This window comes from Sphingomonas sp. 4RDLI-65 (assembly GCF_049472435.1).
GTDB lineage: Bacteria > Pseudomonadota > Alphaproteobacteria > Sphingomonadales > Sphingomonadaceae > Sphingomonas.
In genome coordinates this window covers 96,219-116,749 of sequence record NZ_JBCEBT010000001.1, presented here as the reverse complement: position 1 = coordinate 116,749, position 20,531 = coordinate 96,219, and the positions used below count along the sequence as shown (strand labels likewise).

The 20,531-nt window shown below is 67.2% G+C and carries 15 protein-coding genes; 6 read left to right on the top strand and 9 right to left on the bottom strand.

What is annotated here, in order from left to right:
- Window positions 1–19 precede the first annotated feature (19 nt).
- The 3 genes from VH567_RS00440 to VH567_RS00430 form a co-directional block, all read right to left on the bottom strand.
- Window positions 20–505 (bottom strand): DUF3598 domain-containing protein, encoded by a 486-nt coding sequence (locus VH567_RS00440; protein ID WP_423322252.1) that lies wholly within the window; start codon window positions 503–505, stop codon window positions 20–22.
- A gap of 68 nt (window positions 506–573) precedes the next feature.
- A complete protein-coding gene (locus VH567_RS00435; protein WP_423322251.1) occupies window positions 574–1,581 on the bottom strand; it encodes a zinc-binding dehydrogenase in 1,008 nt (335 codons plus the stop codon).
- Window positions 1,578–3,230, bottom strand: coding sequence for an FAD-binding oxidoreductase (locus VH567_RS00430; protein WP_423322250.1), 1,653 nt, complete (start codon window positions 3,228–3,230; stop codon window positions 1,578–1,580). The genes VH567_RS00435 and VH567_RS00430 overlap by 4 nt, the downstream gene beginning before the upstream one ends.
- A 137-nt stretch (window positions 3,231–3,367) precedes the next feature.
- On the opposite strand from VH567_RS00430, the gene VH567_RS00425 reads away from it, so the two are divergent.
- A complete protein-coding gene (locus VH567_RS00425; RefSeq protein WP_423323637.1) occupies window positions 3,368–4,606 on the top strand; it encodes an MFS transporter in 1,239 nt (412 codons plus the stop codon).
- A gap of 14 nt (window positions 4,607–4,620) precedes the next feature.
- On the top strand, window positions 4,621–5,715 hold the full coding sequence (locus VH567_RS00420; RefSeq protein ID WP_423322249.1) for an alpha/beta hydrolase: 1,095 nt from the start codon (window positions 4,621–4,623) through the stop codon (window positions 5,713–5,715).
- A gap of 136 nt (window positions 5,716–5,851) precedes the next feature.
- On the opposite strand, the gene VH567_RS00415 is transcribed toward VH567_RS00420, so the two are convergent.
- The 3 genes from VH567_RS00415 to VH567_RS00405 are packed head-to-tail and all read right to left on the bottom strand — an operon-like array spanning window position 5,852 to window position 8,805.
- Window positions 5,852–7,237, bottom strand: a complete 1,386-nt coding sequence (locus VH567_RS00415) for an FAD-dependent oxidoreductase (protein WP_423322248.1) — start codon at window positions 7,235–7,237, stop codon at window positions 5,852–5,854.
- The gene (locus tag VH567_RS00410) at window positions 7,238–7,588 is read right to left on the bottom strand and encodes a hypothetical protein (protein ID WP_423322247.1); all 351 of its coding nucleotides are present in this window, start codon (window positions 7,586–7,588) and stop codon (window positions 7,238–7,240) included.
- Window positions 7,585–8,805: a methyltransferase domain-containing protein gene (locus tag VH567_RS00405; protein WP_423322246.1), complete on the bottom strand. Its 1,221-nt coding sequence runs from the start codon at window positions 8,803–8,805 to the stop codon at window positions 7,585–7,587. The genes VH567_RS00410 and VH567_RS00405 overlap by 4 nt, the downstream gene beginning before the upstream one ends.
- 157 nt (window positions 8,806–8,962) lie before the next feature.
- On the opposite strand from VH567_RS00405, the gene VH567_RS00400 reads away from it, so the two are divergent.
- From VH567_RS00400 to VH567_RS00390, 3 genes are read left to right on the top strand one after another with little or no spacing between them, the layout of a single operon-like run.
- Window positions 8,963–9,268: an REDY-like protein HapK gene (locus VH567_RS00400; RefSeq protein ID WP_423322245.1), complete on the top strand. Its 306-nt coding sequence runs from the start codon at window positions 8,963–8,965 to the stop codon at window positions 9,266–9,268.
- Window positions 9,265–10,086, top strand: a complete 822-nt coding sequence (locus tag VH567_RS00395) for an SDR family NAD(P)-dependent oxidoreductase (protein ID WP_423322244.1) — start codon at window positions 9,265–9,267, stop codon at window positions 10,084–10,086. Before VH567_RS00400 ends, VH567_RS00395 begins: the two co-directional genes overlap by 4 nt.
- Window positions 10,083–11,438, top strand: a complete 1,356-nt coding sequence (locus VH567_RS00390) for an MmgE/PrpD family protein (RefSeq protein WP_423322243.1) — start codon at window positions 10,083–10,085, stop codon at window positions 11,436–11,438. Before VH567_RS00395 ends, VH567_RS00390 begins: the two co-directional genes overlap by 4 nt.
- A gap of 267 nt (window positions 11,439–11,705) precedes the next feature.
- Here VH567_RS00390 and VH567_RS00385 read toward each other — a convergent pair whose 3' ends face one another.
- The 3 genes from VH567_RS00385 to VH567_RS00375 all read right to left on the bottom strand — a co-directional run bounded on the left by VH567_RS00385 (window position 11,706) and on the right by VH567_RS00375 (window position 17,360).
- Complete coding sequence (locus VH567_RS00385) at window positions 11,706–14,021, bottom strand: adenosylcobalamin-dependent ribonucleoside-diphosphate reductase (protein ID WP_423322242.1); 2,316 nt, start codon at window positions 14,019–14,021, stop codon at window positions 11,706–11,708.
- A gap of 334 nt (window positions 14,022–14,355) precedes the next feature.
- Window positions 14,356–15,459: an LLM class flavin-dependent oxidoreductase gene (locus tag VH567_RS00380; protein WP_423322241.1), complete on the bottom strand. Its 1,104-nt coding sequence runs from the start codon at window positions 15,457–15,459 to the stop codon at window positions 14,356–14,358.
- Window positions 15,459–17,360, bottom strand: coding sequence for an MFS transporter (locus VH567_RS00375; protein WP_423322240.1), 1,902 nt, complete (start codon window positions 17,358–17,360; stop codon window positions 15,459–15,461). The genes VH567_RS00380 and VH567_RS00375 overlap by 1 nt, the downstream gene beginning before the upstream one ends.
- Before the next feature lie 530 nt (window positions 17,361–17,890).
- Here VH567_RS00375 and VH567_RS00370 point away from each other — a divergent pair.
- Complete coding sequence (locus VH567_RS00370) at window positions 17,891–20,434, top strand: TonB-dependent receptor (RefSeq protein ID WP_423322239.1); 2,544 nt, start codon at window positions 17,891–17,893, stop codon at window positions 20,432–20,434.
- Window positions 20,435–20,531: the final 97 nt, after the last annotated feature.

The following is a 20,531-nucleotide window of genomic DNA, read 5'->3' as shown; positions in this document are numbered from 1 at the left end:
TGACCCGCCCGCCGTCATCTCAGATCTTCGGCGCGCTGGTGTCGGTAAAGCTTGCCCAGTCGCGCGTCACCAGCCGTTCGTCGATCAGCGTGCGTTGATAGCATTCTCCGTCGCGGAACCATTGCCACGTGCGCGCGCGTTTTGTGCGATCCTCGTTCACCTGGATCATCTCGTAGAGATAGATGTCGGGCTCGTCGTGGCGCGTCCAGTTGAGACAGGTCGATCGGTTGCGGTCGTCGGGCTGCATCGCCGCGGCCCAGCCCTTGATCAGATCATTGTCCCACCAGATCCGGCCATTCTCGTACCACGCCGGGAACTCGCGCACGTCGACGCGACCGTCGTCCCAGAAATAATGGTTGGTCTGGGTGTACTCCTCGTGGCCCGGCTCGCCGGTCAGGCGGCAGAACAGTCGCGAACGATGCTCGTCGGTGAGGGCGCCGGTCTTCGCGTCGTAATAACGATACCAGCCCTCCCAGACGCCTTCGTTGCTTGCAAGCAGGGGCATCGCGTCCCTGATTCCCGGCTGCGAAACCTTGTTTGCCACGCGCCTGTCTCCCCTGAAGATGGAAGGGCTCAGAAGTCGACGACGACCTTGCCCATCGACTGCCCCGACAGCAGCCGCTCGACCGCATCGTAGATTCCGGGGAGGCCCCAAAACGGCACATCGTCGAAAGTGACCGCGATGCGGCCATCGGCGTACAGCCCGAACATCGTCTCGCGCGCGGCGGGCCAGTCGGGGGTCAGCAGGCCGTTCATGAAGCCGCGCACCGACGCGCCCTTGTAATAGATGCTGTGCGCGATGCGGGGCGCGGTGACCATCTCGGGCCGGCCCTCGAGATCGGCCGCGGCGCCGCCGACCACCAGCCGCCCGTGATAGGCGATGTTGGCGAGGAACGCGTCGAAGATCGCGCCGCTGACGGTGTCGACCGCGACGTCGATCCCCTTGGGATATTCCGCGGCGAGCACCGCGCCGACGTCCTCGCTGCGGTAGTCGATCACCCGGTGCGCGCCGAGCGAGGCGACGAAATCGCATTTCCGTCTGCCGCCGCACACGCCGATCACATGGCAGCCGCGGAGCAGCGCGATCTGCACCATCAGATGGCCGAGCCCGCCCGCCGCCGCCGAGATCGCGACGGTCTCGCCTGCACGGATTTCGCCGATCCGTTCCAGCGCGAGCAACGCGGACACACCGGTCGAGGCTAGCGCGAGCCAGTCACGCGTTGCCGCCGGCACCTTGGTGAACTGGCTCTCGGCGCCGATGTTCGCGTCGCGGTAGCCGCCCCTGAAGCGCACCGTCACCGTCGCGTCGCCGACAGCGAAGCCCGTGACGCCGTCGCCGATCGCATCGACGACGCCCACCGCCTCGACGCCGGTGAAGGTCGGCAGCGCGATCGCGACGTAATCGACCGCGTTGCGCGCGATCTGCGTGTCGAAGATCGCGTTAATCCCGCAATGCCGGTTGCGGACGCGGATCTCGCCCGGCCCCGGCAGCGTCAGTGGGCATCGGACGATGTCGGCGCCTTCGCGAAACGACGGCGCGAAGCGTTCGAGGCGGATTGCTGCATAGGTCTCGGCGCTCACAGCGGGAACCCCAGCCCGCCGGGATTGAACTGCCGATCGGGATCGACCAGCGCCTTGATCGTGTCGAGCAGCGCCACCGACGCGGCATCTCGGCTGTCGCGATACGGATAGGCGCGGCCGATCTGGAAATGCGCCGCGCCGTATTTCGTGGCGATGTCCTTCACCGCGTCGCGGGCGCGCACCACCACTTCGGTCGCGACCGGGTTGGGGTCGAGCTTCGGGACGCCCTTGAGATAGCCCGGTTCCATCAGCGCGACATGCAGCGGGCGATAGCCGTGCGGCCAGAAGAACACCGGTTCGATCGTGATCGCGTTGGTCGCGAGCGAGGTGAACAGATAGCCGGTGCTGATCCCGTGTGCGTCGAACTCGGGTTGCATCGCGGCGAACAGCGCCTGGATGTCGCCGAACATCGCCGGCGCGGTCGACAGCGAGGCGTGGCCGTGGACCGGTGCCCAGCTCTCGCCGTCGGGGCCGAGCATCGAATTGGGTGCGGGGAAGGGCTGTGCGCGGATCACCTTGGCGATCGTGTTATCGATCTCGACCCCGTCGAACGCCTTCGCGATCGCCCGCGCGGTCGCGATGTCGTGCGCGACGCCGTCCTTCGACCGGCCTTCGGCAACGATGTGGAGCGGATATTCGTCCGCCTCGATGAAGTTGCGCCCGCCCAGCGCGATCTTCGCCGCCGCGAACAAGCCCTTGCCGAGCGACCCCTGCTTGCCGATCACCGCGCCCAGCGTCTTGATGTCGCCGAGCAGCGACATCCGCCGCATCCGTACCTTGGTCAGCCCCGGATCGAAGCCGCAGGTCTCGCAGGCGATTCCCGCGCGTGCGATTTCCGCCAGTGCCTTCAGCAAGTCCTGGCCGGACTTGAACGAGAACGAGGCGTGATCCTCGTGCGCGGGGGTGCGGATCAGCCGCATCGTCACCTCCGCCTTGATCCCCAGCGTGCCGCTGTCGCCGCAGAACAACCCGGCAAGGTCGGGGCCGTAATAGCGGTAGAAGGGCGTGTCTCCGTCGGGCCCGCGTGCGCCGGTGCGCAGGACCTGGCCGTCGGCGAGCACCATCGTCAGCGCGATCATGCTCTCGATCGAGGTGCCGTAATGGCCCGCGCCGAACATCGCATTGCCTTGGCTGAGCCCGCCGCCGATCGTCGAATACAGCCCCGACATCGGACCCCAGAACGGCGTGCGCAGGCCGTGGGGGCGCAGCGCGTCGTTGAGCGCGATCCAGGTGCAACCCGCCTCGACCGTGACGGTCATGTCGTCGGGGCGGATCGCGAGGATGCGATTCATCCGCGCCATGTCGAGCGACACGGTGGTGGCGGTGACCGGGAGGTAGGACGCGGTGTAGCTCATGCCGGCACCGCGCGGCGCGAGCGCGACGCCGGCGGCATGCGCCGCGGCGACGACCTTGCTCAGCTGTTCGAGCGAGGTGGGCGCGACGATCAGCATCGCGGTCTCGTCCGCTGCCTCGAACACGTCTTCGCTGTGCAGACTGAGGCTCGCCGCGTCGTCGCGGACGTTCGCCGCGCCGACGATGGCGACGAATTCGGCCTTCAGTGCGGCGGCGGGAAAGTTCGCCGTTGGAGGCGGGGTCGTTGCGTCTGCCAGCATGAGCGCGGCTCCAGTCTCGGCGATAGGGATGGGCATCGACACCCTATCCGCGTCGCCCCGCACGGCAGCGGTCGAGCGGTCTTTATCCGCTGGGCGGATCGAGCCGGGCGGTCGCTTGCCGCACACGCCACGCCCTCGTCCTCTCACGCTAGGCAACAGGGGGCGTGCAGTTTATGGCCATCGGCAGCGGAAAATATTCCGAGTTCAGGCGCGGCTGGCAGATCGTGCTCGCATCGCTGCTGGGCATCGGCCTCGGGCTGTCGCCGATGCCGTTCTATACGATGGGCGTGTTCGCGCCGCATATGGCGAAGGAATTCGGCTGGTCGATCGGCGAGATCATGGGCGGGCTGACCGTCACCACCTTCATGGTGCTGTGGGCAGGGCCGGCGATCGGCGTGCTCGCCGGGCGGATCGGGGTGCGGCGGGTCGCGCTGGCGTCGCTGCCGTTGTTCGGGCTGGCTTTCATGACGCTGGGGCTGTCGAGCGGATCGCTGACGCAATATTACCTGACCTGGGCGGCGATCGCGACGCTCGGCGCGGGCACCTTGCCGATCACCTGGACCAAGGCGGTGAACCACTGGTTCGACCGTAGCAAGGGGCTCGCGCTGGGCCTGTCGCTGATGGGTACCGGATTGTTCGGGATCGCGTCGAAGCCGTATCTCGCCTGGCTGATCGGTGCGTTTGGCTGGCGGGCGGGCTATGTCGGGCTCGGGCTGCTGCCGATCCTGATCGCGCTGCCGACCGCCTACCTGTTGTTCCGCGATACCGATACGCATGCCGACGCGGTCGTCCGCACCACCACGCCGGGCGGGTTCACGCTGCGGGAAGCACTCGGCCAGTGGCGGTTCTTGTTGCTGGCGAGCGCGCTGCTGCCGATCTCCTATGCGCTGGGCGGGCCGGTGCCGAACCTCGAAGTGATCCTGAAGGGCGGCGGGGTCGATGCCGCCACCGTGCTGACGCTGACGCCGCTGGTCGGGCTGGCGTCGATCGTCGGACGGATCGCGGGGGGATGGCTGCTCGACCGCTTCTGGGCGCCCGCGGTCGCGTTCGTGATCCTCAGCCTGCCGGGGATCTCGTGCTGGCTGCTGACCGGCACCGCGCTCGATTACCCGACCGCGGCGGCAGCGATCGTCCTGATCGGGTTTGCGCTTGGGGTCGAATACGACGTGATGGCGTTCTTCGTCGCGCGCTATTTCGGGCTGCGGAGCTACGCCGCGATCTACGGCATGCTGTACGTGTTCTTCTCGCTCGGCGCAGGCTTCGGCCCGTTCGGATTCGGCCGCGATTACGACCTGCACGGCAATTATCATCTGTCGCTGACGATCTCGTGCGTCGTGCTGGTCGTGGCCGCCGCGTCGTTCCTCCTGCTCGGCCGCTACCGCGATTTCGCCGACGAGCCGGTCACCGTTTGATGGGATTTTCGGCCATGCCATATCGCCTCGTTCGCCGGATGATCGCGTCCGGCCTGATCCTCGCCGCCAGCACCAGCGTGTCGGCGCAGACCCCGCGCGATACGGTCACGGTCGACCGCGACGGGACGATCCATGCCGATAGGCTGGTCGTGCCGCTGTCCGACATGCTCAGCCCCGAGGCCCGCACGCAGATCGCCGCGCGGCTCCAGCAGCATTTTCCCGCGGCGACCGGCGGCGACGCGATCGCCAACGCGCGCAAGGCGACCGACGCGTTCCTCGCGCCGCTGCTCGCCCGGTGGGAGGCGATCTATCCCTCGACGATCACGCGGGTGGTGATGAATGGGGTCAGGACCGATGTCGTCGTGCCCAAGGCGGGCATCGCGAAAGAGAATGCCGCCCGAATCCTGATCAACCTGCACGGCGGCGGGTTCTTCGCTGGCTCCGGGATCGGCGGACGTTTGGAAGCGGTGCCGCTCGCCGGACGCGGCCGGATCAAGGTGGTCGCGGTCGATTACCGCCTCGCGCCCGAAGCGCATTTTCCGGCGGCGAGCGAAGACGTCGCGTATGTCTACCGCGCGCTGCTGAAGGACTATAGGCCCGAGAATATCGGCATCTATGGCTGTTCGGCGGGCGGTACGCTGGTCGCGCAGGCGGTGGCGTGGTTCCAGCAGCACGGCCTGCCGCGTCCCGGGGCGATCGGTATCTTCTGCTCGGGGGCGATGCCGTCCTTCTGGTATGGTGGCGACGCGCTGTCGGTCGCGCCGATGCTCAACGGCCAGCCTGCGCCGACGCCCGAACAGTTGAAGACCGGCGCGGGGAATCTGTATCTGGCCGGCGTCGACGGCAACGACCCGCTCGTGACGCCGGGGCTGTTCCCGAAGACGCTCGCGCTATTCCCGCCGACGTTGCTCGTGACCAGCACGCGTGACAGCGCGATGAGCAACGCGCTGGTGACCAACGTCAAGCTGCTCGAAGTGGGCGTGGAGACGCAGCTGTTCGTCCAGGAAGGCACGGGTCATGGCGAATTCACGACGATCCCCGGCACGCCCGAGGCGATGCAAGCGTACGACCTGATCTGGACATTCTTCGACCGGCATCTGGCGCGGTAGGGCGGGTGCCTCGTTCTGCAGAACGGTTCGGCGTTATTCCTCTCCGGTAAGCAAGCTTGTTTCCCCGCGAAGGCGGGGACCCAGACTGGGCTCCCGCCTTCGCGGGAGAACAAGAGTGGGGGTCGAAACGGTGGCGTTAATCCCCGGCCAGCACCTGGCGCGCGGCGGTGTCGCCGGCGATGCGGCCGAGCGTGATCGCGGTGCAGAGCCCCATTGCCGGGAGATACCCCCAATGCGCGGGGCCCGAGACGCTGCGCGCGGCACCGCCGCCGGCGAACACGTTGGGCAAGGCCGAGCCGTCCTCGCGGACTACGCGCGCTTCGCCGTCGATGCGGAGGCCGCCTTGCGTGTGATAGATCGCGCCGACCACTTTCAGCGCGCGATAGGCCGGGGCGGGGGGCGTGTCGTCGCCCCAGGTCCGGCCCTGCGCATCGGCGATCCCTGACGCCTGTGCTGCGCGTGCCTCGGCCAGAGTCGCCGCAAGCGTTGCCGGATCCACGCAGATCTGCGCTGCCAGGCCCGCAACGTCGTCCGCCGCCTTCGCTGCGTTCAGCGCGACCAGCGCCTTCGTCTCCGGGATGTAGCCGCACCGCGCCTCGATCCCCGCGTCGAAGATCACCCAGCAGTGACCGCCCGGCTGCGCCATCACCGGATGGACCATGCCGGCGATGTCCGCGGTCTCGTCGGTGAAGCGCTGGCCCTCGACGTTGACGATTACGCCGCCCTCGACGAGCACGCCGGGGGGCACGCTGATCCCCTGCGGCTCGGTCAGCATCGCATAGCCCTGATACGATCCCATGTCCGCCAGCGCGCCGCCGAGCTTGCCGGCCAGCGTTACCGCGATGCCCTGGCTGCCCTCGTGACCGTTGTTCCGCGCGGTCGCCATTTCGGGCATGAACTTCGCCACCATCGCGTGATTGGCCGCGAAGCCGCCGCTGGCGAGGATCAGCGTGTCGCAACCGATCCGCTCGACAGACCCATCTGGCCGCGCGATCTCGACGCCGCGCACGCGACCGTCGGGGTCGGCGATCACGTCGGTCAGTCGGGCCTGCAACAGCACGTCGACCCCGGCCTCGGCGAGCTTCTGGTGGAGCAAAGGCACCATGTCGACGCCGCCATGCCCGCGCCAGCCATGGACGCGAAACCGGCTGTTGCCATAGGCCGGCCGAAACCCGCGATCGACCGCCCAGGGCAGCCCGTGCGTCTCGATCAGCCAGTCCGCTGCCGGCCCCGATCCGAACGCCAAGGTCCGCGCAAGCACCGGATCGGTCTGGCCACGCGTCTTCGCCATGATGTCGGCAAGGAATGTCTCGCCATCGTCGTCGATGCCCGCCGCCGCTTGCGCCTTGGTGCCCGCCGCGCAGAACAGCCCCTGCGACATGCCGGTCGATCCCATCGGCCGCGCGTCCTGCTCGATCAGCAGCACCGCCGCGCCCGCATCCGACGCCGCCAGCGCCGCGACGCAGCCGCACGCCCCGCCGCCGACCACGAGGACGGGTATCGTGAACTCGAACCCGGTCATTCAGCCGAGTTCGTCGCCGACGTTTTCGGAGGCGACATCGCCGGTCGCGACCGCCGCCTCGTTCTCCTGCTGGACGATGCGGAGGATGCGGGCGATATATTCCTGGTTCGCCATCGCGCGCTCGGCGGCGGCCTGCGGATCGGGCGCGAACGCATCGATCTCGCCATCGGCGAGCACGCCCTTCGCCTTCAGCAACCGTTCGAGCGTGTCGCCGCGCTGCCGCGATACCGCCAGTTCCTGCGCGATCGCCATCGTGATCGCCAGCACCCGCTCGACCTGCGGTTCGAGGAAATACGGCCGTTTCCCGGCAGGCTTCGCGCCCGCCTCGCGCAACGCATCGGCGACACTCATGCGACCATCGCCCCGATCACGTGCCACGCGGCCTTGCGGCCATAATCCTCGGTCTCGTCCTCCTCCGCATCGGGGAACAGGTCGCGGTCGACCACGCCCGTTACGCCGCCGTGGATCAAGGCGTCCGCATCGAACCCGGCCGCGACCATTGCCGCGTCGAGGTCCATCTCGTGCATCCGGCTCCAGAACGGCTCGTTATTGTAGAACGCATCCCAGTCGCGCATCGCCTGCTCGAACAGCGGCATGTCGGGGGCGTATTGCGGCTGCTCGACATGCAGCACGATCCCGCCCGGCTTCAGCAACCGCCGCGTCTCCGCGAAGATATTGGCGAGCGCGGTGGTCGACAGTTCGTGGAGGAACATCGTCGTCTGGATCCAGTCGAAACTGGCATCGGCGAACGTCGACAGATCCTCGCCGCTCGCCTGGACGAAGCGGATATTGTCGACGCCGAGCGATTTCGCGCGTGCGAGGCCATAGCGCAGCACCGGCGCGCCGATATCGACGACGGTCATCTCCGCCTCGGGAAACGCCTGCGCGAGCGGCAGGCTCGAATGACCGACGGTACCGCCGATCTCGAGGATCGCGGTCGGGCGGAAGTCGGGCAGGTTGCGCTTCACCCATTTGACGACCGCATGGCCGCCGCCGTCCGAATATTTGCCGAGCAGCCCGCCGGTCGTGACGAACCCCGCATGATCGTAATTCGCGCCGGCCGCGACATCGCCGGCGAATGCCTCGGTATGATAGCTGCCGGGCATGCAGTGGTGATCGACCGCGGAGACGTAGCGCGGCACGGCAAGGGTCGGATCGAGCAACAGCCGGTCGTCGCCATCCGTCAGGTCGGCGGCGATGCGCGCGAGCTGTTCGCGCTGGCGGATCACGGTCCAGCGACCGGCCTGCTGGCGTTGCTCCATCGTCAGGCGGCGGAGTGCCGACCAACTCTGGAACGCCGGATCCTGCAACAACGCCTTGCGCGCCTCGTGCCGGTTGGCGATCGGCCGGCCATGCTCGCGCTCGAAACCGGGAACGACGCGCACGCCATAGGCTGCCTTGACGCCGGGGACGACACGCGCGGCGAGGTGGCGGTTCATCTGCGCAAGGTAATTGATCCGCTCGATCTCGTCATGGCTCGTCTGCGGGAACAGCGCGTGGCGGCCGACGACGCGGTAGTCGGGCGGGCCGTCATAGTCGGCGGCAGGGTCGTTGGTGCTGCTGGTCACGACGCGCTCCTGAGATGTGCGCCTGCACTATACCACGGAGCCGCTTGCCGGTGCGGCATGCACGCGGTGTTCGCGTCGCGGATAGTCCGCGCGCGGCGAGGTCCGATTTCGGGCGGCGCGCTAGGCTTCGATCGTCGCGGACAATCAAGGATTTCCCATGCGCCTCATCGTCTTGTTCAACCTGAAGCCGGGTATCGCGGTCGAGGCCTATGAAGACTGGGCGAAGACGGTCGACATCCCGACGGTGACCGGCCTCGCGTCGGTCGAAAGCTTTACCGTCCACCGAGTGACCGGCCAGCTCGGGTCCGACGCCGCGGCGCCCTATGCGTATGTCGAGATCATCGACGTGCCCGACATGGTGCGGTTCGGCGAGGACGTCTCGACCGCGGCGATGCAGGCGATCGCCGCGGCGTTCCAGGATATGGCCGACGTGACCTTCATGACCACCGAACCGCTCGCATGAGGTTTGCGGGCAAGACCGCGGTCGTCACCGGATCGGGGCGTCGCGGCGGGCTCGGCGAGGCGATCGCCCGGCGGCTGTCGGCGGAGGGGGCGGCGATCGTCGTCTCCGACATCGGCGCCTCACGCGACGCGGCGACGCCCGATGCGATGATCGGCGACACCGCGGAGATGCAGGCCATCGCCGACTTGCTCGACACGCCCGCGTCGATCTTTCCGTGCGACGTGCGCGATCCCGACCAGGTCCGCGCGCTCGCGGCGCACGCGGTTTCGGCGCACGGCTCGCTCGACGTCTGGGTGAACAATGCGGGCATCGGCTATATCATGAAGCCGCTGCTGGACGTGACGTCGGACGATTGGCGTGCGGTGATCGACGTCAATCTGAGCGGCGCGTTCTACGGGTTGCAGGCCGCCGCCGGGATTATGATCGCGGCAGGCAGGGGCGGGCGGATCGTCAATATCGCCAGCCAAGCCGCCAAGTCGGGCTTCGCACACGCGCAGGCCTATACCGCGTCGAAGCACGGTCTGGTCGGGCTCGCGCGCTCGGCGGCGATCGAACTGGGCGAGCATGGCATCACCGTCAACAACGTGTGCCCGAACCACGTCACCACCGGGCTCGGCGCGTGGCAGAACGCGCATTTCGCCGAATTGCAGGGCGTGTCAGTCGAGGAGTATCTGGCGCGGATGGCGGCGCGGATCCCGATGGGACGACCCGGCCTGCCGAGCGACACCGCGTCGGCGGTCGCGTTCCTGTGTTCGGACGAGGCGGTTTACATCACGGGCGAGAGCATGAATGTGTCGGGCGGCGAGGAACCGCATTGAGCGTATCCGAACGGCTGGTCGACCACGCGCTGGCGCTGCGCTGGGCGGATTTGGGCGAGGCGGATCGGGCGGCGGCGAAGACGTTCCTCCACGATAGCCTGTGCGTCGGTGTCGCCGGGCGTCATGCGGCGCATGCGGACGCGGTGCTGGCGATAGCGCAGGGCTGGGGCGAGGGGGGGCGTGCGTCCGTGCTTGGGCGGCCCGGTTTGCGGCTGCCCGCGTCTTCGGCTGCGTTCGTCAACGCGTTTCAGATCCACGGCCAGGAATATGACTGCGTCCACGAGCCCGCGGTGCTGCACCCGATGGCGACCGTGCTGGCAGCACTGCTGGCGGAGATCGAGCGCGGCGTGCCGGTCGATGGCGTGCGACTGCTGACGGCGATCGTCGCGGGAGTGGACGTCGCGGTGACGCTCGGCATCGCTGCAGGGCCGCTGCGGTTCTTCCGGCCGGCGACTGCGGGGATCTTCGGCTGCGTCGCGGCGATCGCGAGCTTGCGTGCGCTGTCGCGCCAGACTGCGCGCGATGCGTTAGGCCATGCGCTGGCGTTCGCGTCGGGGACGATGCAGGCGCATGTCGAGGGCAAGCCCGCGCTGCCGGTGCAGGTCGCCAACGCGGCGCGGAATGCGCTGGCCGCCGTCGACCTTGCGTGCGGCGGAATGCCGGGTGTGGCGCAGCCGATCGAGGGCGCGTTCGGGTATTTCGCGCTGATCGAGACGCAGGGCGATCTCGACGGCGCGCTTGGGGCGTTGGGGCGGGGGCATCATATCGCCGGCGTGAGCTGGAAACCGTTCCCGACCGGTCGCGCGGCGCATGGCGGGATCGTCGCGATCCAGCGCCTCATGGCGGATCATGGCGTGGTCGCGGATGCCGTCGCGACGCTGGCCTATCATGCGCCGCCGTTGATCGAGCGGCTCGTCGGGCGTCCGGCGTTTGCGGGGATGGAGCCGGGGTATGCGCGGCTTTGCCTGCAATGGTTGGCGGCGGTGACGCTGTTGCAAGAGACCGTCGGGCTAGCGGATTTTCGTGCGGAGAGGCTGGCTGATCCTGCGGTCCTGGCGCTGGCTGCGCGGGTGAGCGTTATCGCCGACGACAATCCCGACGCTGCGGCGTTCGTGCCCGCCTATATGGTCGCTACCTTGCACGATGGGCGGACGATCCGCGTCGACATGACCGCGCAGCTGGGCTCGCCAGCGTGGCCGCTGACACCGGAGCAACACCGCGCGAAGGCTCGCGATTGCCTGGCCTTCGCGGGTCTCGAAGCGTGCGACGATCGCCTGGCCGACACGATCGCCGCGCTGGATCGCGCGCCCGATGCTGTGGCCGCACTCCGCGCCACCGGGATCATGGGTTAAGTCGCCACCCCGCTCCTCCGTCATGCCTGACTGGTTCGGTGGCTATCCCGTTCGAACGCGTACGAGTCGACAGTCGTGCGGCACCGTGCCTTCCTTGTTCTCCCGCGAAGGCGGGAGCCCAGTCTGGACTCCCGCCTTCGCGGGAGAACAAGTCTTACGTGCTCGAAAGGTATAGCCGCTTAACAGGTCTGCGGTGACGGACTGTTCTGCCACTGCGGCGACCTTCCCTCCCCTTGGCGGGGGAGGATCGCACAGGCGGCAGTTACATCACCCGCATTTGCTGTACCCGCACTGGAAGCATGTCAGGCACCCCTCCAGCTTGTGCGCGGTGTGGCGCTTGCAATTGGGGCATTGCTCGCCGGTCTCCTCGATCGCATTCACCGGCGCAGGCGTCGAATGCTGGCGCAGGATACGGCCGATCAGCGCGATCAGGCTTGGTGCGTACGTCCCCTTCGCCTCGTGTTCGAGCCGGATCAGCGCGCCGCCCTTGGGCGAATGGACGCGTTCCAGTTCCTCGAACAGGAAGGTCGCATCGCCGCGCCGGCACGCCGCCGACAGGGTCCGGGTCAACGCCGCCATCGTCTCGAAATTCTCGACCGAACTGGTCGAGATGAAGATTTCGAACGGCACGCGCTTGCCGTCTGGATGAACGTAATCATTGATGGTCAGGTAGTAGTTCTCGCCGTCGATCGGCCATTTGATCTTGATCGTCTTGCCGTTCAGCACCTGCGGCCGCGCGAGCACCTCCGATGTGCCCGCGAACGGCGCTTCCACCGTATCGGCAACTGCGGGCGTATCGCTCTTCACCGACAGCACCGAGCCGCGCAGACCGCTCGGGCGATAGGTCGTGCAGCCCTTCATGCCCTCGCGGTAGGCGGTCAGATACACCTCACGGAACGCCTCGTACGGCATCTCCGCGGGGCAGTTGATCGTCTTCGAGATCGCCGCGTCGACCCACGCCTGCGCCGCCGCTGCGACCGCGATGTGATCGTCGACCGACAGTTCCAGCGCCGTCACCATATAGTCGGGCAGGGCCGAGGCAGCATCGAAGCCGGGCATCCGCGAATAGAGATACCAGCCATAATCCTGCACCTCGAAGCTCTCCAGCTTCTGCTCGGTCGCGGTCTGTTCGACGACGACCGCGCGGTCGTAATGCCAGCTGAAGGTCGGCTCGACGCCCGAGCTGACATTGCCGTAGAAGATCGAGGTCGTGCCGGTCGGCGCCAGCGTCAGCAGCACGCCGTTGCGGATGCCGTAAGTGCGGATGTCCGCGACCAGATCGGCGGGCAGCTTTTCCAGGAACGGCGCGCGCGCGAACGCCTCGGTATCATAGGCCGGAAACACGCCGCGTTCGCGTGCGAGGTCGACCGAGGTGCGATACGCCTCGATCGCGATTGCCTCGCCGACCTGTTCGACCAGCGCGACCGCACCGCGGCCATAGCGCACCCGCATCTGCTGGAGCAGATTGCCGAGCCCGGTATAGCCGAGCCCGATACGCCGCTTGGCGAGTGCTTCGGCGCGCTGTTCGGCGGTCGGAAACGGCGAGGTGTCGAGCACGTTGTCGAGGAAGCGCACGCCGATCCGCACCGCTGCACGCAACCGTTCCCAATCGACCGCGGCGTCGGTGGTGAACGGGTTCAGCACCATGTTGGCGAGGTTGACGTGGCCGAGATCGCAGTCGCCGTTGGGCGGCAGAGGCTGCTCGCCGCACGGATTGGTCGCGGCGATCGTCTCGCAGTAATTGAGGTTGTTGAGGCGGTTGACGCGCTCGATGAAGATCACGCCGGGCTCGGCATATTCATAGGTGGTGCGGGTGATCAGGTCGAACAGTTCGGCGGCGGGCAGGCGGCGATAGACGTACCAGGGGCGGCCGTCCTTCTCGCGCACCGCGACATGCTCGCCGTCCGCGCGCGGCACGTGGAAGCCGAGCTCCCAGTCCTCGCCGGCCTCCAGCGCGGCCATGAAATCGTCGGTGACGGTGACCGAGACGTTGAAGTTCTTGAGGAAATCCTTGCGCGTCTTGGCGGTGATGAACGCCAGCACGTCCGGGTGCCACACCGGCAGCACGCCCATCATCGCGCCGCGCCGCGATCCGCTCGACCGGATCGTCACGCACATACCGTCCCACATCACCATGAACGGGATGACCCCCGACGAGATCGATCCGGTCCGGCCGACCACCGCGCCATCGGGGCGCAGCGTGCCGAAATCCATGCCGATGCCGCCACCCTGCTGCTGCGTGAACGCCGCTACGTTCAGCGCGGGCATGATCCCGGCGCCGGGAAGGTCGGGTTCGGTATCCATCGAATCCTGGATCGTCGGGCTGACGAAGCAGTTGATCCACGTCACCCGCTTGCCGGTCCCGGCACCCGCGAAGATGCGCCCGCCCGGCACCCAGTCGCGCGCGTTCAGCGCCGCGAGCGCCGTTTCCGCCTGCTCTTTCGTATCGTTGGCATAGACCCCGCCGACGACTCGCGCGAAGGTGTCCGCCGGGGCGGCTTCGTCGCCGTGCCGGTATTTCTCGCGCCAGATATGCGTCGTGACGGGCTGGTCGAGAGGGCCGTGCGCGATAGTCGAACTCATCGGATATCCTTGGGATGGGCAGCCGCCGATACTCCGCGAAGCGCGCGAGGATGCGCTTTGGGGCCGGCGGGAGGACTATGTGCCTGTTGCGAACCAGGCGCAACATATGGTGGCGGGTAAATTTATTGCATACCGTGGGTTGCGTTTTCGATCAGGGTGCTAACCGAGCTCAGATCGCCTGTAAGCGGCACTACACATACTTCACCACCCCGGCGGAGGCCGGGGCCCAGTTAGCAAGGCCATGGTAACGAAGCGCTTCCCTTAGTTGGCGACGTCCCCCAACTGGGCCCCGGCCTCCGCCGGGGTGGTGGCGTGGTAAGGCTCGCGTTTCGCCTTACACTGACCCCACCGCCGCATCATAGGCCGCCACCGCCCTGCGCAACCGCGGGAACAGGTCGCGGCCATATTCCTCGATATCCGCCTCCGGATGATAGCCGCGGACCAGGAACCGCGTCACGCCGAGCCGGTAATAGTCCATCAGCGCCTCCGTCACCTGGTCGGGCGTGCCGACCAGCGTCGTCTGATTGCCGAACTTGCCCTGCGCCGCGTGCGTCATGCCCATCCACAGACACCGGTCCTGCCGTGCGCCGCCAGCGGCGGTCGCCAGCACGCGAGCCCCGGCATCGCTCGACGCGGCGAAGTTCGAGGGGCCCTTGTCGTCGGTCGCCAGCGTTGGTCCGCGCAGTGCGAGGAAGGCGGCAAGCGCCGCGTCCGCCTTAGCCCAGGCCGCGTCCTCGGTGTCGCCGAGGATCACGATCACCGTCATCATATAGTCGAGCGTGCGCTGGTGGCTCGCCGCGGCATCGCCCAGCCGCCCGACCATCGCGCCGATCACGGCCAGCGAATCGCCGCTCATGGCAAAGATGTCGGCGTGCTCGGCAGCGGCCTCGATCGAGGCGGGGGAGCTGCCGGCCCATGACACCGGGATGCCCCCGGCGACGACGGGTTTGACCGGCATGAACGCCTGGTTGAAGCGGTAGAAGGCGCCGTCGTGATCGACCGGCACGGCGCTGGTCCACAGCCGGCGCAGGATGCCGACATATTCGCTCGCCCGCGCGTATCGCAGGTCCTTGGTCGTGAAGTCGCCGTCCGCCTCGAGTTCGGTATCGCTGGGGCCGGCGATGATGTGGACGGCGGCGCGGCCGTTGCTCAGCCGGTCGACCGTCGCCAGCATCCGCGCCGCCATCGTCGGTGCGATGAAGCCGGGGCGGTGCGCGATCATCATCCGCAGGCTGGTCGTGTTCGCCGCGACGTAGGTGGCGATCGCGTGGCTGTCGGGCATCAGCGCGCTGTTGGCGATCAGCACCTTGTCATACCCCGCGCACTCCTGCGCGACCGCACTGGCGACGATCCCCGCGACGTCGAAGTCGGTCTGCGGCCGGGGCGCGAGCGGCCCGCCGCGATTGTGCGAGACGAGTCCCGTGAGTTCGAGCGGCATCAGCGCACCGCCCGCGTGACGGCGACGCCGTTGGCAACGCACTTGTCGGGTGCCACGTTTGGCGGACAGCTGTTGAGCTTGGGCTTGAGCGGATCGTCGCTTGGCAGCCGGATGGTGGCGACCTGCACCGGGACGCGGCCGATCGAGCGGCTCGTGTGGCCCTTGCCGGTCATGTCCATCACCAGCACGATCGTGCCGGGCGTCAGCACGTGCGTGGTGCCGTCGCCGAGGCCGATCTCAAGCGCGCCGGCGATCACCACCAGCAGGCGCGGGGTGGTGACGCCGTGCCAGTCGATGAAGCTGCCGGGCGCGGACAGCCCCATCTCGACGTCGGTGGCATAGAGCCGCGTGCCGACGCTGCGCCCGTCGCCGCCGCTGACGCGCGGGAGTTCGACCTCGTCCATGGTCGATCGCCCGCCCTCGCCGGTATAGACGCGCTTGATCATCACCATGGTCGGCACCGCGACCGGCGTTTCCGCGCGTACGGGGTCTGCGGACATGGCCAGGCCGACAAGAAGCAGTGCGGCGACTGCGGTCACTGGCTTGCCGATACCGCCCGGTTCGGCACGCGCGCGCCGAACGTGCGGCAGATCGAGCCGGCGCAGGAACAGGCAGGCGACCAGCGCGAAGGCGGCGGGGATCACCGACATCGCTATGCCGATACCGACGATCACCTCGTGCGGTTGCGCGGCGGCGCCGGCGTTCTTCGCCGAGACATAGCCGACCGAGCCGAGGATCGCGCTGAACACGAAGGTGCCGAACGCCGCGGTGGCCTTCTCGACCATCACGAACACGCCAGCGAGGATGCCTTCGCGTCCCGCATGGCTCTCGCCGTCGGCCGTCTTGCGCGACAGGTCCATCGTGTCGGTCAGCACGGTGTACAGCCCGAAGAAGATGCCGCCCGCGCACACGCCCTGGAACGCGCCGAGGATCTGCACCCACGGGCTCGGATGTGCGGGGGGAACGACGTACCAGCACAGCATCGCGATCATCTGGAGCAGCGACGCGGCCATCAGCGCGTCGCGGCGACCGAAGTGGTGCGCGACCCGGACCCACAGGACCTGCGACGCCATCATCGCGATCATCTGCGCGAGGAAGATGCCGCTCAGGCTGACGTCGGACGCGGCCAGAACGTGGCGCGTATAATAAGGGATCGCGGCGCCGTTGAGCGTGAGGCCGGCGAACATCGTCACCTTGAAGCCGATCAGGTGCTGGAACGGCCGGTTCTCGCGCAGCGCCGCCCAGGCCTCGCGGAACGAGACGTGGGGGCGTTTCGTCCCGGTGCCGCTATCGCCGGCTTCGGTATCGATCAGCAGGAAGCTCACCACCCCGCCGGTGGCGATCAGCGCGGCGAGGATCCACGCGACCGCGCCGTGTCCCGCACGGTCGCTGCCCAGCGTCGCGAGCAGATACGGTGCTGCCGAGGTCGCCGCGAGGCCGCCGAGCGACGCGCCATAGACGCTGAACGTCATCAGCTTCGATCGCTCGTCGAAATCCTGCGTGATCGACCGGCCGAGCGCGAGATAGGGGATGCGGAACATCGTGTATGCGGTCGAGAACAGCAGCAGCGAAAACGCCACGAACACCACCAGACCGGTACCGCTCAAACCCTGCGGCACATTGAACAACAGCACCAGCGAGGTCGCGCAGCACAGCCCGCCGGCGAACAGATACGGCCGGTGCCGCCCCCAGCGCGTCCGCGTCCGATCACTGATCACGCCCATCACCGGATCGAGCGCCGCGTCGTAGATCTTGGCGATCACTACCAGCATGCCCGCGAGCCCCATCGCAAGCCCCAGCGAGTCGGTCATGAAACGCAGGTGGAGCAGCCCCACCGCGCCCACCAGCGCCGAGGAGGTGAACGACCCGATCCCCCAGCCGATCAATGCACGTTGCTTCATACGGGCTCCCCTCGTCGACGTGGCGTTCTGTCGACCAAGGGCATGCTATGCAGGCGTCTCGAAATAGGCCGTCCGACGTACAGGCTGGCCGCCAGTCGAACAGAACGGGGCTCGACGGCAATAGTCCCGGCAGGCGCGCATGGGCCGGGCACGATCGATAGCGGTCGATCACTTATGGTGATTCTGGAAAAGTTCTACCGATGGCGCCGCGCCAAGACTTATCCGCAGAGTGGTTATCTATAACCATGGGATTGTAGCATCGATCGGCTTGCGGGAGCTTCCAAATGTTGCCGTAATCGGGTGGCCCTGAAAACATACAAGAACATGGGGCTTCGATCTTCGAAGAAGTCAGGTTGACCGCAGGTTATCCACTTGCCGGCCTGCGATCTTGTGCGCGGCGCACTGCATGTCCGGCATGGGGACTCTGTTCCCCCGCGCCGGATACGTCGGGGAAACCGCATTCGCCGGTTTTCGCACGACATCATGAGCAACCCTGGGGGGCAATCACAATGATGAAGATCGGCAATACCATGACGCTGCGTCGATGCATGACGTCGACGCTGGCACTGATACTCGCGGGGGGCGGCACCGCCGGTATGGCGCAGGTCGCGGCACCGCCGGGCACGACGCCCGATGCCGACGCCAAGGTGGCCGCGGATGCCTCGCTGGCCCAGGTGGACGAAGGCGCGGATTCGGGTGAAATCCTGGTTACCGCGCGCAAGCGGGCCGAGGATATCCTCAAGACCCCGGTCGCGATCAGCGCCTTCACCAGCGCCGATCTGACCGCCCGCGGCGTCGTGTCGATCAACGACGTCGCCAGCTTCACGCCCGGCATGAAGATCTCGAACGCGAGCTCCAGCGGCGCACGCAGCGATCGCTCGTTCCAGCAGGTCATCATCCGCGGCTTCACGCCCTCCACCGCGCTGTCGCAGACCACCTCGATCTTCATCGACGGCGTGCCGGTATCGTCCGCGACCGCGATCGAGACGATCACCGATCCCGAGCGCGTCGAGATCCTGAAGGGCCCGCAAAGCGCCTATTTCGGCCGCCAGACCTTTGCCGGTGCGCTCAACATCGTCACCAAGCTGCCGACCGAAAGGCTGACCGGATCGGTCGACGGACTGCTCGGCACGCGCAACAACTACGACGTGCAGGGCGAACTGAGCGGCCCGATCTTCGGCGACGTGCTCGGCTTTCGCCTGTCGGGCCGGAAGCTGTCCAAGGACGGATCCTACGACAACGCCGGCGTGAACGGCCAGACGCTGGGCGACCAGTCGACCAAGAGCGGTACGCTGTCGCTGGTGTTCAAGCCCGCGTCGAACTTTACCGCCAAGGCGTTCGGGCTGTTGTCGCTCAACAACGACGGTCCCGGCGCGACCGGGCTGATCTCGGCCTATACGATCCGCAATGCCGCGGGCCAGGTCATCGTGCCGGGCCAGAGCAACTGCACGCTGAACGGACTGACCTCGACCGGCGTCGCGCGGACCAATGCGTTCCTCTGCGGGACTACGCCGTCGCTCGCCTCGACCGCGCCGTCCGCAAACACGATCAACGACTCGTTCACCAAGAACTTCCTGGCCAATCCGAGGGGGCGCCTGATCGATCCCGACGACGGCGTGCAGGGCTATGGCCTGCGCAGCCGCACCGTCCATCTCCATCTGGCGATGGATTGGGACATTCCGGGCTCCGACGTGACGCTGTCGTCGCTGACCGGGGTCAACCGGGAGCAGTATAGCGAGCTGTCGGATCTCAAGAACTACTACGACACGACCGCCACCAATCCGTTTGGCGGCACCGGCTCGCGGGCCTATTTCGACTTTCCGTTCCTGATCGAACGGAAAAGCAAGGATTTCTCGCAGGAGGTCCGCGCGAGCTTCGACAACCAGGGTCCGGTGCACGCCACGATCGGCGCCAGCTACCTCAACGCCTATAGCGTCGGCGGCAGCGCGGGCGGCAACACCGCGCTCGGCGTCACCACCTTCTCGTCGGTCGGCGGCGGCGCGCGGTCGCGTACGTTCGGCGGGTTCTTCGGTGTCGGCTGGGAGATCATACCGGGTTTCAGCATCAACGCCGATGGTCGCTACCAGATCGACAATCTCTACGCCTATGCCCCGCTGCTCGGGGTGACGCTGACCTCGAGCACCTTCGCGCCCGCCGGTGCGTACGGCCCGAACGCGCAGTTGCTGAAGGGAACCTACAAAAACTTCCTGCCGCGCCTGATCGCGCAGTTCGATTTCGACCCGTCGACGATGATGTATGCGTCGTTCTCGAAGGGGGTGAACCCCGGCGCGTTCAACAGCACGTTCCTGACCGCCACCCCGGCCACGCAGCGCGCGGCCGATGCCGCGGGCTTCAGCATCATGGTCGAGCCCGAAAAGCTCGACAATTACGAGATCGGGCTGAAGGGCAAGGCGTTCGGCAACGTCCTGCGCTATTCGATCAGCGCGTATCACGCGATCTGGAAGAACCAGATCAACTCGCAGACCTTGGTGCTAGTCGACCCCGAGAACAACCTGCCGCAGCTCGTCCAAGGCTCGGCGAATACCGGCAAGGTGCGGATGCAGGGCATCGAGGTCGAGGCGACGGCGAACATCACGCCCGAGCTTGCCTTCAACGCCAGCGGTGCGCTCAACGACTCGTACATCCTCGCGCTGGTCGCGCCGCAGACGACGCAGCTAACCGGGCTCACGAACTATCGCGGCAAGGAAAACCCGAACACGTCGAAATACTCGGCGGCCATCGGTGGCTCGTACACCGCGCCATTGCCGGGGCTGACCGATGTCGACGGCTATGTCCGCGCCGACTTCACCTACAAGTCGGGCGTCTATTCGAACGCCGCGAACATCCTCAAGACCCCCGACATGACGCAGGTCAACCTGCGCATCGGCGCCAGGAGCGCGGCCTTCACGGTCGAGGCGTTCGTCACCAACCTGTTCAACAACCAGGCCTATAACATGGCCGTCGACAACTATGTCTTCAACAACACCTTCACCTATACGAGCTACAATTCGGCGGTCCTCGTGTCGCTCCGCGAACTGCGCACGGTCGGTATCCGGACCAAGTTCAGCTTCTGATCTGCGACATCCGACAGGCGACCAAAGGCGCGTCCCGCATCCGCGGGGCGCGTCTTTTTCGTCATGGGCTCGGGCGCCCGGCACGCCTCCGTAAACC